Here is a 13,904-nt window from a genome sequence, read left to right as displayed (position 1 = left end):
AATACAGGTTTATGCCATGAATCAGCTTGAACAACTAAAGCAGCGAACCACAATTGTTGCCGACAGCGGGGATATTGACAGCATTATGGCTTACCAGCCTGAAGATGCGACCACCAACCCTTCGCTTATTTATAAAGCGGCGCAGCTTCCGCAATACCAGAAACTGGTGAAAGATGCCGTCGCGGCGGTGAAGTCCCGCCAGAATGGAAAGCCGGTACAGCCTGCGGATATTGCCGATTACCTGGCGGTGAGTATCGGGGTGCTGATCCTGAAAAACGTTCCGGGTCGTATTTCAACTGAAGTGGATGCTCGCCTCTCGTTTGATACCCAGGCCAGTATTGCTAAAGCGCGGGAAATTATTGCACTGTATGAAGAGAAAGGTATTGGTAAAGATCGGGTTTTGATTAAGCTTGCTGCCACCTGGCAAGGGATCCGTGCCGCAGAAACGCTGGAAAAAGAGGGTATCCAGTGTAACCTCACGCTACTGTTCTCCTTTGCCCAGGCCAGAGCCTGTGCCGATGCCAATGTTTTCCTGATTTCCCCGTTTGTGGGCCGTATCTACGACTGGTACAAGAAAAACAACCCTGATACCACCTTCACCGTCGAGAACGATCCGGGTGTCGAATCAGTGCAGAAGATCTATCGCTTTTATAAAATGCACGGCTACCGCACCGTGGTGATGGGGGCCAGTTTCCGTACGCCGGAACAGGTGCTGGCGCTTAACGGATGCGATCGTCTGACCGTTTCCCCGGCGTTGCTGGCGCAGTTGCAGCAAACTCAGGGGGCGGTACCAATGCCGCTGACGTATGAAGGTGAAATCCAGGCGAAGCCCACAGCGATGACCGAGGCTGAGTTCTACTGGGCTCATAATCAGGATGCGATGGCAGTGGAAAAGCTCGCCGAAGGTATTCGCCTGTTTGCCGTGGACCAGAACAGTCTTGAGTCACTGCTGAGTCAATATCTGTAAGCTCCCCTTGCAAATATCCTATGCAGGTAGTTGATTCTTAGACGGGTCCGCAGTAAATATCGGACCCATTATTCCACGTAGCGAAGTGCATCGATCATCAGCGCAAAAGCGGGCGGATGCTGCTTACGGCTCGGGTAGTAAAGATAGTATCCGGGGAAAGATGGGTACCAGTCCTGCAGAACCTGAATAAGCTCTCCTGACTTTATATAATCCTGCACCCTGTCTTCAGGTATGCAGGCAATGCCAAAACCAGATAACGCCGCATCAATCCTTTCTGCCTGCAGATTAAACGTGACCTGCCCTTCCACTCTGACCCGTAGCGGTTTCCCTTCCTTCTCAAACTCCCAGTGGTAAAGCCCACCGGCTGTCGGCAGGCGCATATTGATACACCGATGATTTTGCAGCTCGTGCGGCGTTTCAGGTGCAGGATTTGCAGCGAAATAAGACGGCGCTCCTACCACAGCCATTCTCATGTCCGGCCCAATTCTTACCGCAATCATGTCCTTATCCACGCTTTCGCCCAGGCGGATCCCGGCGTCAAAACGCCCCTCAACAATATCGACAAAGCCGTTATCAACCACCAGTTCAACATTGATTTCCGGATATTCCCTGAGGAAGGGTTTTAGCTTCGGCCATACCAGACTTCGCACGGCATGCTCCCCGGCAGATAAACGGATATTGCCGGAGGCAGTGCCGTTCAGCTGAACCAACGATTCCAGCTCCTGCTCCAGATCGGCAATACGAGGTTCAAGACAGGCAATAATTCTCTCACCGGCTTCCGTAGGGGCAACGCTTCGGGTCGTACGGGTCAGAAGACGGATATTCAGCCTTTCCTCCAGGGCCTTCATCGCGTGGCTGAGTGCAGACTGAGAAACGCCCAGTTTGCCCGCAGCTTTGGTAAAACTTCGCTCCCTCGCCACCACAAGAAAGATTTGCAGTTCGTTGAAATTTTCTTTGAGCATCGGCGATTTCCTTATGGAGGCATTCCCTTCATCGCATACTCATGAAGGGTATTCATAGACACAATCATTTTAGCCCTATTACTGACAATAATGATAATTGATATTCTGACCGTATCGAAAATAAGTCTGAATTATCAGAAGGTTTATCATGAAAATACTCATTGCAGGCGCGACAGGAAGTATTGGCCTTCATGTCGTCAATACCGCTATTAAAATGGGCCATCAGCCCGTGGCGCTGGTCAGAAATAAACGCAAAGTAAAATTGCTTCCTCGTGGAACAGATGTTTTTTACGGCGATGTTTCAATGCCTGAAACACTCACCGAATTGCCGAAAGATATTGATGCCATCATTTTTACGCTCGGTTCCGATGGTCAGGGTCGTATTGGTGCCAGAGCAATCGATTACGGCGGAGTACGTAATATTTTACGAATTTTCAAGGATACGCCTGTTCGCATCAGCCTGATGACCACGATTGGCGTGACTGAACGGCTCAGCACCTGGAATCAACGCACTGAGGTTCATGACTGGAAAAGACGCGCCGAGCGTCTGGTCAGGGCCAGTGGTCACCCCTATACCATCATCAGGCCCGGCTGGTTTGATTACAACAATGATGATGAACACAGAATTGTTATGCTTCAGGGGGATCGTCACCACACAGGGACACCGGAAGATGGTGTGATATCCCGTGAGCAAATCGCAGAGGTTCTGGTCAGTGCCCTGACCAACGACGAGGCAAAAAATAAAACGTTCGAGCTGGTGGCTGAACGAGGTGAAGCACCACAGGATCTTACCCCACTGTTTGCAGACCTGCAGACTGATGATCCACAAAAAAATAATGGGGTTTTAGACATAGACAATATGCCTCTCAGGGAAGAACCGGGGTGCATTGTTAACGAGCTGAATTTGTATTCAAAAAATTAACTAATCTACAACCCTGACAATTTTATCATATAGCGGTCAGCCTCATGACAGCTAAGGTCTGTATATTTGAATGTACAGAGGGGGAAAGTTCTCCTGATACGAGTCCAGTTTCAAACATAGATTTTAAAAGAGGTATTAGATATGAAATCACTACTTATTACTTCATTTGTCATGGGATTTATTGCAGTAAATGCCGCATCTGCCGCTCAGGAAATTAACCATGCAGATGGGAAAGAAAAGATTGGTGTAGTCTCAGCCAGCAATGCCTATACGCTTGATGATTTATCGAATGCGCTCTCTCGTAAGGCTGATGAGCAAGGAGCAACATCATTCAAAATTCTGTCAACCGCGGGGAATAACCGGCTGCACGGAGTTGCTGAAATCTATCAATAAAACTTAATTGCGATACTACATAATTTCCATATGGAATAACAATCTATAGTTAAAGCAAGTACCATCGTCATTCACATATTGCATTTATTAATATAGCTAGAAGTTTCAAAGCATTAGATATTTAACATTGCCCATATTCATCAAAAAAAAATAACGCCATGCCATTTAAGTAAAAATCACTAATATTTTTAGATAGTAGCGGCGTTAATTTTTTCATTTTTTTTATTTTTTCTTGCAGGAGGTTTAGGCTTATACGCATTAACAAAAAGTTGATATGAATCCTGTAATGATAATCCGGGAAGGGTATCGTTTTTAGCACTAAATATTGCATAATACTTTTCGAATCGACTTATGTCTTTTTCAAACACCCATGTCCATTCAGAATCATATAGTCTTTCTCCTCCTTTTTCCTTATTTTTATTCTCAACTGTACGATTAATTATAAATTTGAAAACGGTATTATTCAAAGTTCTAATAAAATTCTCAACAATAAATGCGATTTGCTCGAGATCATCATTATTGAGTATTATCGGTTTTTCTAAGTGCTTCATATGTTCAGCCAATCCTAGTCGGATTGCATTTTTCGAGCCCAACTTACCAAATCGATGAACACAACAATGCCTTAACTCGCAAACTTTCATGAATTCGCTTGAGCATTTAATCATTTCGATTGGTCTTTGTCCTTTCATTCCAATGATGTCCTTTAATGTTTCAAAAACATTATAAGGGCTTGCCAATGAAAAATCCTCAAGTAAAGCTTCTGGTAATAACTCCTTTTTATGGTGTTGCGCCGCTGCATAACTAACGGCCTTATCAGAAACTATAGACTGAATATATTCATCATGATTAATTAGATTCCTGATAAGAGCTCGCAAATAACTTTCGGCTGCAGACACATAACCTAATAACAACAGATGACTTAAAGTGTTTGAAATATCACCAGATCTTAACAAGTGAAGTTGCTTCGTATTAGCGATAAAAAGATCTAACGGGGATTCATTACTATCAACAGGTAACTCATTAAATTTTTTGTGAGTCTCAAACGAAAAAACTAGAGCTGGATTACTACATAGTTCAAAAAACTCTCTCCCATCTAAGTTATCATGAGTTGCAGTGACAACTGAGGACACCACATTATGATGAGTGTTCTCTTCATAATCCTCTTTAGATTCTAGATCCATTTTCCCGACTCTTTTTAAATTAAACTTTCCGGATAAGAAAGACACGATTGACAAGCAAATGCCATCAAGATTAAGACAAAAACTCTTCAACATGTAATAACACTTTGTCCATGATTTTATTGGCAATTTTGGGTCCGATTCTGTGAATTTTTCTTAACTCACTCCCAGGATCTTGTAAAGATAATACATCTCCTATAGTTTTTACTTTTTCCAGCCCAGATAGTTTTTGCATTTGCCAGGATGTTAGATGTGGTACTTTTGAAAGTGGAATAGACATGCACTGATTATAGGCAGACTCATCAATCAATTGATTCCCACAATGGTGGCAAAATTTTTGATTGTCAGTCAATCGCGGAGTCTTGCAGTTATTACATGGAGGTAAAGTTAGTTTAAGTCTCGCAAGTTGCTCAGCATTGAATAATGATGAAATATTTCTTCTAACAGGATGCTTAGCATTCTTTCTTAGTATTTTTTGAATAATCTGAGAGGGAGAAAAACCTCTACTTCCTTCGTTAAACACTCTTTCCTTTATCAATAAAGCATAATGAGGTATATATCTTTCATAAGTACGCCCATCGCCATGAGAAATATCAGGAAGATTATAAAAAAGCCCTGTTTCAATTAATAGTTTGGTGAGTCGAGAAAAATAAACATTATCATTTTTCTCTATACCGATTATGACTTGTTTCTCTTCTTTATATTGAGAGTTACTTTCCTTGAGTAATTCGACCACCTTTAATAAAAGTGATTCACCTAATGAAACAATGTCAAACAGTCGAGGTAGCTTATCTTTTAGTGAACTGTATTCGCTGAGTCTAAGCTCAACATATTTTTCAATTATTTTATTGAATTTTTGCTGAGTTGTCTGACTTAAAGTTGTTTGATAATCCCTTAACATCATCAAAAAAGAACGTGGAATACCAAATGCTGAGAATTTTAATAACTCTTTCAAGTCATCCGGGATACCATCATACCCAGGAAATCTTGCCTGCGCTATAGCATCCATCACTGAGGAATAATTAGGGTGCTGTACTGAAATCCAAGCATCAATTGTTTCAGCATCATGAGCAACATGAAACCTTGGGCCATATTCGGTTGTTCCAGGATAAACCGATGCCTTTAAAGCTATTTTTGAGGTTTTTAGACTACGCACAATATCAAAAAACTCGTAAAGATATTCAGGAGTTAAGCTTATTGCAGCATCATCTAATAAAATAATGACTCTTTTACGTTCAAGCCAATCGCATAGTGAACTCAACGAGGATATGACAGAGGAAACACTGATCAATTGAACAATGTTTTCTTGCTCTAATGATGGCGAAAGGCCCTGCTCAAGTCTTACGATTAAATTAATTAAAAACTCTTTATCCGCTATGAGTATCGTTGACAAATCAAGATCTTCAGAATCTTCAATATCGCAAGCAATTTCATAAGCAGAGAGTAATACCTTTGCTAATACCCATTTATGAAAGAGATCAATTGCATTAGGTTTAGTTTTTAAAAGCGGCTCTAACTTAAAATATTTATTAAAGGAAACATAGAGTGGTAATGGTGCGTTATCATCATTTTTACATTCAACCCAAGCATAACGCATCAAATGTGTTTTACCACATCCCCTAGGACCAACTATGAGTTTGATTCCTGGGGATATAAGAGCATTATGTATGATATCGAAAAACTCTCCAGATCTGATAGTATTATTCTTTATCGTATCCTCATCAATATAATCAGCCCGTTCCTCGACAAGAAATTTACTATCTAATTCCACATCAGTCATGTTAAATCCTTACAAGATGTATTTTTTTTAATGCATCCATTGTAATATGTTGTGCAGCTACACCACTACTCGCTCGAGATAATTCCTCTTGCCCTTCTTGAGAACAAAGAAAATCAAATAACTTTTTCTTATCTTCACCAGAGGCTCGTATCAGAAATATACAGTCACTGATATAGGAATATCCGCTCTCAACAAACACTATTTTTTTATAAAACTCTCGCCCAACCCTTGCTATTAATATATCACCAGGCTTAGCAATGACATCTAATTTTGATGGCTGCAATTCTTCTTCAGAGTTGCAATGGAATTTAATACACTTTTCATTACCACTAAACTTTGTCGTATGGAAAATATGTTCCGTAATTTCCTTTGAATTAAATTTCCCCCTGAAAATTAAAATATTTTTCAGCATCCCAATTGTACTAGACTCTTCGTTTTTATTATAATGATAAGAGTAGTCCATTCTCTCAATCGCATCTTCTTTTTTAATTAAAACAGGAGGCGACAATTCCCCATCTTTAGTTATACAATGTAATTGTATTTTCTGATGCGGCACAATTTTTTTATTAAAAATCAGAATATGTGTTTTAGCCTCTGTCCTTTTGAAAATATTCCTAGGCAATTCAATGACTTTTGTAATTGAATGTTCATTCAATAAATATCGTCTTAGCCCTATGAACTTTCTTGCTGTAAATATACCATCAGGTAGAATTATCCCAGCCTCACCACCTTTTTTAAGAAACCTGATGACTTGAGATATAAATATTATCTCTGCGGGGACATATTTTGAGATAGATATATATTTATCTGCCCCAATCTCATTAATAATTTTAGAATAATCATCCCTCCATTTAGGGAGAGTGAATGGGGGATTACATACTGCGACATCAAAATTTCCTTGATGTCGGGCAAGCATTTCAGGAAATGAATGAACAAGAGCATCTGTTACAATATGAGTCAGATTATCACATACCTTTTTTGACATCCGAGATTCTATATCTAAAGAATATGCTTCTGCATTCTTCCATCGGTCTAAAGCGGCATAGGTTAAGCTCCCCTCACCCGAAGCTAAATCAATAATATTATTGACTTTTTCAGCTTTCATTTGAGAAACCAATAATGCACTTATGGATTCTTTTGTATAGTATCTTCCGAGACTATCTCGTTGTGTGAATGGTATATAGTTACTGTTCATTTTTTATACACACTTTAAGTACGCTACCGCCCTAGGCGTTACGGCTACCCAAGAACCAATATCATTAGGCAACTTATTGATATTTATAAACTTACTCTCAACCTTACAGCCCTGAAACCTAAAAAGATAGAAGTGTAGGTAACAAAGGGCTATCGGATCTAGGGCTAATGTTTAAACTAGGTATCAAAATATACGGTTTTAGGTCATTTTCCTAATCAATCCTTTCATCACGTCAAATCTACTTTGTAGCGTTCATCATCAAAGAAATACATGAATTTTGATTAACGTTTATAAGGTCGCCATACCACTGCATCATCTCCCTCCGCCCTTCCAGATACTGAGCATGGTTATACGTCCCCCGAATTGAGTTCTTGTCGACATGAGCCAGCTGTAGCTCGATCCAGGCAGAATTAAATCCCTGCTCATGCAAAATGGTACTCATCGTGTGGCGGAATCCATGCCCTGTAACGCGCCCGGCATAGCCGATACGCCTGACCAACACAGTCAATGCCATATCACTCATCGGTTTCTTAGGATCATTACGTCCTGGGAACAGCAACGCTCCTGCTCCCGTGATGGGTTTAAGCTGATTAAGTAGGTCAATTGCCTGGCTTGATAACGGAACCAGATGAGGGCGGCGCATTTTCATGCGTTCCGCTGGTACATTCCAAACCTTTTTCTCAAAATCAAATTCCTGCCACTCCGCTTGCCTCAACTCCCCAGGCCTTACTCCGGTTAAAATAAGCAATTGCATCGCAATCTTAACAAGCACACTACCAGCATAGGTGTTCAGAGTCCGAAGAAACTCAGGCAATTCATCCTGGGTTAAAAAAGCATAGTGCTCTTTCTCATGAGGACTCACGGCGCTGGCTAAATCAGGTGCCGGATTGTACTCGGCCCTCCCAGTCACAACGGCATACTTCCAGACTTCTCCACAACGTTGACGAACCTTACGTACCTTCTCAGTTGCTCCTCGTGCCTCTATCTTTGAAAGAACAGCAAGCAACTCCATCGGCTTGATATCTTTGATTGGCCGGTGACCGATATAAGGGAATACATCCTTTTCAAAGGTTCTCAGCATTTCTTCGCGGTAGGAGACAGACCAGCGGTCATAGCGACGCTGATACCACTCCCGCGTGATAGCCTCAAATGAGTTTTCTGCGTCTTGTTGACGACTAAGTTTCTCAATTTTTCTTTCAAGAGAAGGATCATTGCCAGCCGCTAATGTTCTTTTAGCATCCTCACGCTTACTTCGGGCTTCAGCTAAAGAAACATCAGGGTAAACGCCAATAGCGAGCAGTTTCTCTTTACCTAGTGAACGGTATTTGAGACGCCAGTATCTTTTGCCATTGGGATTAACCAGCAGGTAAAGACCACCACCATCAGCCAGTTTGTAGGGCTTCTCTTTGGGTTTTGCAGTTTCAACCTGACGAGCTGTCAGCTTCATTGGGGGTACCTCTCAGCAGGGGGTACAATTATACCCCCATCCATACCCCCACATTGAGCTTGACCCTGGGGGAGTACAATTGAGTTCAATAGACTAATAGAATGCTATAACTGCTGATTTATCAAGGGAAAATTGAGTTTGGTAGACTTCAGGAGACTTGAGTTTGGAGCGGGCGAAGGGAATCGAACCCTCGTATAGAGCTTGGGAAGCTCTCGTTCTACCATTGAACTACGCCCGCTTTGGAGTGCGTAAGGCATTATAAACTTTACGCTCTTGTTGGCAAGGGACAGGCCTGCTGACTGGCGATTAATTCGCCGTCAGCATTTTGGTTTGCTGCCCTGCGGTGGCAGGTAACGCTGCGGATCGATGGCCGTCGCACGATAGCGAATCTGGAAATGCAACCGCACCGAGGCCGCATCAGTACTGCCCATCGTGGCAATTTTCTGTCCGGCCTTCACGCTTTGCCCGTTATTCACCAGCATCGTGTCATTGTGCGCGTAGGCAGTAATGTAATCTTCACTGTGTTTGATCATGATGAGATTACCGTAGCCGCGCAGTTGGTTGCCCACGTAGACCACCTTCCCTGCCCCGGCAGCATAAACAGGCGTACCACGGGCAGCGGAAATGTCGATCCCCTTGTTGCCACCTTCCGCCGTGGAGTAAGGCAGGATCACCTTACCGCTGGCAGGCCATTGCCAGCAACGTTGGCCCACCGGTGGCCAGGACGATTGCGGCACAGAAGAGGACGGTCTGACCGCTGCCGTTTTGGTGGACGATTTTTTAGTGGATTTCGCTGAGGCCGTTTTCGATCCACCGAGCTTCAGCTTTTGCCCCACCTCAATGGTATACGGCGGAGAAATGCCGTTCAGACGCGCAAGATCTTTGACGCTGGTGCCGGTAGTGCGTGAAATACGGTAAAGCGTATCCCCCCGTTTAACGGTATAAACGGCGCCAGACCCGGATCCAGAATTAGACGATTTGCTCCCCGAGCAGCCTGCGATCAGCAATCCTGCACAAAGCAGCATGGCAATACCCAGGCTATTTTTCTTCAGGCGTCCTGCGCTCAAAACCGTTCCTCGCTACATTCACAGACGCCATATGATAGCAGTCATAATCCGGATGCCAAATTTATTGAGTCGGTAAGTATCATCACAGACTGCCAGATAAACGCTATCACTGCCACTTACCGTGTATCACAATGAGTTGATTAAACTCATAATGATACGCAAGACATCCGTTTTTCCCGGTCTGTTATCCCTTTCATCAGGTCATATTATTATCTCCGTCACACTTCCCGTCTCCCACCGTTCGACTTTGCGCTTCTGGCGTAATTCTTGCCTGATTTAACGGTTGTTCAGGAACCGAATAGTCAAATCAAGGGGACGTTTATGGATGCGCGGGAAGCAACCGCTACCGGTGAGTCATGTATGCGCGTGGATGCCATTGCTAAAGTGACCGGGCGGGCTCGATATACTGATGATTACATGATGGCGGGTATGTGTTATGCCAAATACGTTCGCAGCCCGATTGCCCACGGTTACGCCACCAGCATCGACTGTGACGAGGCGAAAAGCCTGCCCGGGGTGTTGGCCGTGTTTACCTGGGAAGATGTACCTGATATTCCATTCGCCACAGCAGGACACGCCTGGACGCTGGATGAGAACAAACGCGACACCGCCGACCGTTTACTGCTGACCCGTCACGTACGCCATCATGGCGATGCGGTCGCGATTGTCGTGGCAAGAGACGAGTTAACCGCAGAAAAAGCCGCCCTGCGGGTGAAGGTGGAATGGGAAAAACTCCCGGTGATTACCACGCCAGAGGCCGCTCTGGCGCAGGAGGCAGTCCCCATTCACCCCGGCGGTAATCTGCTCAATCGCAGTGAAATGACCACGGGGAATGTGCAGCAGGCCATGGATGTCGCAGATTATCAACTCCAGGGACATTACCAGACCCCGGTCATTCAACACTGCCATATGGAAAGCGTCACCTCATTTGCCTGGATGGAAGATGACTCACATATTTCCATCGTCTCCAGCACGCAGATTCCGCACATCGTGCGGCGGGTTGTGGGTCAGGCGCTGGATATTCCCTGGTCATGCGTGCGGGTCATCAAACCGTACGTTGGCGGCGGATTTGGCAACAAACAGGATGTGCTGGAAGAGCCAATGGCCGCGTTCCTGACCCGTAAACTGGGCGGTATTCCGGTGAAAGTTTCGCTGAGTCGCGAAGAGTGTTTTCTCGCTTCCCGGACCCGCCATGCGTTCACGATTGATGGACAGATGGGACTCAATCGCGACGGCACGTTGAAAGGCTATCGTCTGGATGTCCTGTCAAATACCGGCGCCTATGCCTCGCACGGACATTCAATCGCCTCGGCGGGCGGCAACAAAGTGGCCTGGCTCTATCCCCGTAGCGCGTATGCTTACCGTTCCACCACCTGCTATACCAATCTCCCTTCCGCTGGCGCGATGCGCGGCTACGGCGCGCCGCAGGTGATCTTTGCCGTGGAATCGATGCTGGATGACGCCGCGACGGCGCTGGGTCTCGACCCGCTCGAGGTTCGGTTGCGTAATGCGGCCTGCGAAGGCGACAAGAACCCGATTACCGGCAAACGCATCTACAGCGCGGGACTCCCGGAGTGTCTGCAAAAAGGCCGCGCGCTGTTTGACTGGGATGCCCGTCGTGCTGAATGTCAGCACCAGCAGGGCAATATCCGCCGGGGCGTCGGCGTCGCCTGCTTTAGCTACACCTCCAACACCTGGCCGGTCGGCGTGGAAATCGCCGGTGCCCGTCTGCTTATGAATCAGGATGGCACGATCAACATTCAGAGCGGTGCCACAGAAATCGGTCAGGGGGCGGATACCGTCTTCTCACAGATGGTAGCGGAAACCCTCGGCGTACCGGTCAGCGATGTACACGTCATTTCGACCCAGGATACCGATATTACCCCGTTCGACCCCGGCGCATTTGCCTCTCGCCAAAGCTATGTCGCCGCACCGGCACTGCGCAAAGCGGCAATGCAGCTGCGCGATAAAATCCTCCATCACGCTGCCGACATGCTGCATCAGTCCGTCATGAACCTGACGCTGACGGCAGGTAGCATCGTCCTTATCGATCGCCCGGACTCTCCGTTGCTGTCATTAAAAGACCTGGCAATGGATGCGTTTTATCACCCGGAACGCGGTGGCCAACTGTCAGCGGAATGTTCCGTGAAAACAACCACCAACCCACCGGCGTTTGGCTGCACGTTTGTCGATCTGAGCGTCGATATCGCCCTGTGCAAGGTCACTATCAACCGCATCCTCAATGTCCACGATTCCGGCCATATTCTGAATCCGCAGCTGGCGGAAGGACAGGTGCACGGCGGGATGGGGATGGGCATTGGCTGGTCGCTGTTTGAAGAGATGATCATCGATGCGGAAAGTGGCCTGGTGCGAAACCCCAATCTCCTCGATTACAAAATGCCAACCATGCCCGACCTGCCGCAACTGGAAAGCGCATTCGTTGAAACCCAGGAGCCGCAATCGGCGTATGGGCATAAATCCCTCGGCGAGCCGCCCATTATCCCGGTGGCTGCAGCCATTCGTAACGCCGTGAAAATGGCCACCGGCGTTGCGATTAATACGCTGCCCCTGACGCCAAAACGGTTGTATGCGGAGTTCCACCAGGCTGGCTTGATTTGAGGATAAGACCATGTTTGACTTTGCTTCTTACCATCGCGCGTCAGGCATTGCCGAGGCTATCAGCCTGTTGGCGCGCTATCCGCAGGCGAAACTGCTCGCCGGTGGAACCGACGTCCTGATCCAACTTCATCATCATAATGCGCGTTACCGCCATATCGTTGACATCCATGATCTGCCCGAGCTCCAGGGAATGACGTTGACGAAGGAGGAGGGGTTGCGCGTCGGTTCCGCCACCACTTTTAGCGAGATTATCGAGCACCCTATTACGCAACGATATCTGCCAGCCCTGTGCGCCGCTGCCGCCTCTATCGCCGGACCGCAAATCCGTAATGTCGCCACCTACGGCGGGAATATCTGCAACGGCGCAACCAGTGCAGACTCGGCGACGCCAACGCTGATTTATGACGCCACGCTTGAGATAGCCTCGCCGAAAGGGGTGCGTTTTACCAGTATCAACGGTTTTCACACCGGCCCCGGGAAAGTCGCTCTTGAGCAAGATGAAATCCTTGTCGCCTTTCATTTTCCCCCGCAGCCCAGGGCCTATACCGGCAGCGCACATTTTAAATACGCCATGCGTGATGCGATGGACATTTCGACCATTGGCTGCGCGGCACGATGCCAACTGGATAACGGCGGTTTTAAAGAACTCCGCCTGGCGTTCGGCGTTGCGGCTCCCACGCCCGTTCGCTGTCAGCATGCGGAGAGCGCGGCGCAAAATGCGCCATTGACCCTGCAAACGCTGGACGCGATCGCTGAATCCGTTCTGCAAGACGTCGCCCCGCGCTCTTCCTGGCGGGCCAGTAAGGAATTTCGTCTGCATCTCATCCAGACGATGACCCGGAAAGTTGTAACTGAAGCCGTTGTCGCGGCGGGAGGAAAGCTGCAATGAATGACACTAACCGAATCACGCTGGAATGCGTCATCAATGGTCACCCTTTTCAGCTCAGCATTCTGGCGGGAATGCCGCTCTCTGAACTCCTGCGCGAACAAGGGTTGCTGAGCGTCAAACAGGGATGCTGTGTCGGTGAATGCGGTGCCTGTACGGTTCTGGTTGACGGTACGGCCATTGACAGTTGCCTGTATCTTGCCGCGTGGGCAGCAGGAAAAGAGATCCGCACACTGGAAGGCGAATCGGCTGGCGGTCAACTTTCGCGTGTCCAGATGGCTTATGCCACATCCGGTGCCGTACAGTGCGGCTTTTGTACGCCAGGTTTGATTATGGCGACCACCGCAATGCTGGCAAAGCCGCGGGAACAGCCGTTGACCATTCTGGAGATCCGTCGCGGACTGGCGGGAAATCTGTGCCGCTGCACCGGATATCAGATGATTGTCGATACCGTACAGCGCTGCACCGGGCCGGAATAAATAATAGAC

At 46.7% G+C, this 13,904-nt stretch carries 12 protein-coding genes and 1 tRNA gene; 6 read left to right on the top strand and 7 right to left on the bottom strand.

The genetic code is table 11. The features are described from left to right. Positions 1–16 precede the first annotated feature (16 nt). Positions 17–967 (top strand): transaldolase, encoded by a 951-nt coding sequence (gene tal, locus ACERJC_RS12885; RefSeq protein ID WP_180236883.1) that lies wholly within the window; start codon positions 17–19, stop codon positions 965–967. A gap of 68 nt (positions 968–1,035) precedes the next feature. On the opposite strand, the gene ACERJC_RS12880 is transcribed toward tal, so the two are convergent. Next, a complete protein-coding gene (locus ACERJC_RS12880) occupies positions 1,036–1,929 on the bottom strand; it encodes a LysR family transcriptional regulator (RefSeq protein WP_284923902.1) in 894 nt (297 codons plus the stop codon). Between the two features lie 148 nt (positions 1,930–2,077). Between ACERJC_RS12880 and ACERJC_RS12875 the strand changes: the two genes are divergently transcribed. Both ACERJC_RS12875 and ACERJC_RS12870 read left to right on the top strand, forming a co-directional pair. Beyond that, positions 2,078–2,851, top strand: a complete 774-nt coding sequence (locus ACERJC_RS12875) for an SDR family oxidoreductase (RefSeq protein WP_284923900.1) — start codon at positions 2,078–2,080, stop codon at positions 2,849–2,851. Positions 2,852–2,992: 141 nt separating this feature from the next. Next, a complete protein-coding gene (locus ACERJC_RS12870) occupies positions 2,993–3,244 on the top strand; it encodes a YdgH/BhsA/McbA family protein (RefSeq protein ID WP_284923899.1) in 252 nt (83 codons plus the stop codon). A 188-nt stretch (positions 3,245–3,432) separates the two neighbouring features. Here ACERJC_RS12870 and ACERJC_RS12865 read toward each other — a convergent pair whose 3' ends face one another. From ACERJC_RS12865 to actS, 6 genes are all read right to left on the bottom strand, one after another. After that, the gene (locus tag ACERJC_RS12865) at positions 3,433–4,518 is read right to left on the bottom strand and encodes a hypothetical protein (RefSeq protein WP_116299854.1); all 1,086 of its coding nucleotides are present in this window, start codon (positions 4,516–4,518) and stop codon (positions 3,433–3,435) included. After that, positions 4,496–6,202: an ORC-CDC6 family AAA ATPase gene (locus ACERJC_RS12860; protein ID WP_116299853.1), complete on the bottom strand. Its 1,707-nt coding sequence runs from the start codon at positions 6,200–6,202 to the stop codon at positions 4,496–4,498. The genes ACERJC_RS12865 and ACERJC_RS12860 overlap by 23 nt, the downstream gene beginning before the upstream one ends. A 1-nt stretch (position 6,203) precedes the next feature. After that, the gene (locus tag ACERJC_RS12855) at positions 6,204–7,397 is read right to left on the bottom strand and encodes an HsdM family class I SAM-dependent methyltransferase (protein WP_116299852.1); all 1,194 of its coding nucleotides are present in this window, start codon (positions 7,395–7,397) and stop codon (positions 6,204–6,206) included. 238 nt (positions 7,398–7,635) lie between these two features. Further along, on the bottom strand, positions 7,636–8,844 hold the full coding sequence (locus ACERJC_RS12850) for a tyrosine-type recombinase/integrase (RefSeq protein WP_180236887.1): 1,209 nt from the start codon (positions 8,842–8,844) through the stop codon (positions 7,636–7,638). Between the two features lie 164 nt (positions 8,845–9,008). Continuing rightward, positions 9,009–9,082: transfer RNA gene (locus tag ACERJC_RS12845), tRNA-Gly, on the bottom strand. 79 nt (positions 9,083–9,161) lie between these two features. Next, positions 9,162–9,911 (bottom strand): amidase activator ActS, encoded by a 750-nt coding sequence (gene actS / locus ACERJC_RS12840; RefSeq protein WP_178826257.1) that lies wholly within the window; start codon positions 9,909–9,911, stop codon positions 9,162–9,164. A gap of 321 nt (positions 9,912–10,232) precedes the next feature. On the opposite strand from actS, the gene xdhA reads away from it, so the two are divergent. The 3 genes from xdhA to xdhC are packed head-to-tail and all read left to right on the top strand — an operon-like array spanning position 10,233 to position 13,895. After that, positions 10,233–12,530, top strand: a complete 2,298-nt coding sequence (xdhA, locus tag ACERJC_RS12835) for a xanthine dehydrogenase molybdenum-binding subunit XdhA (RefSeq protein WP_373671839.1) — start codon at positions 10,233–10,235, stop codon at positions 12,528–12,530. A 10-nt stretch (positions 12,531–12,540) separates the two neighbouring features. Then, entirely contained in the window at positions 12,541–13,419 is an 879-nt protein-coding gene (xdhB, locus tag ACERJC_RS12830; protein ID WP_373671838.1) for a xanthine dehydrogenase FAD-binding subunit XdhB, read from the top strand. Continuing rightward, positions 13,416–13,895 carry a xanthine dehydrogenase iron sulfur-binding subunit XdhC gene (gene xdhC, locus ACERJC_RS12825; protein WP_178826263.1) on the top strand — a complete coding sequence of 160 codons (480 nt, stop codon included), beginning with the start codon at positions 13,416–13,418 and terminating at the stop codon, positions 13,893–13,895. Before xdhB ends, xdhC begins: the two co-directional genes overlap by 4 nt. The last annotated feature ends 9 nt before the right edge of the window (positions 13,896–13,904 follow it).

It is taken from the genome of Citrobacter telavivensis (assembly GCF_041807075.1).
In the GTDB taxonomy this organism is placed as follows: Bacteria; Pseudomonadota; Gammaproteobacteria; order Enterobacterales; family Enterobacteriaceae; genus Citrobacter_A; species Citrobacter_A telavivensis.
Note: the sequence above shows the minus strand (reverse complement) of the source record. Positions and strands in the feature narration are given on the sequence as shown.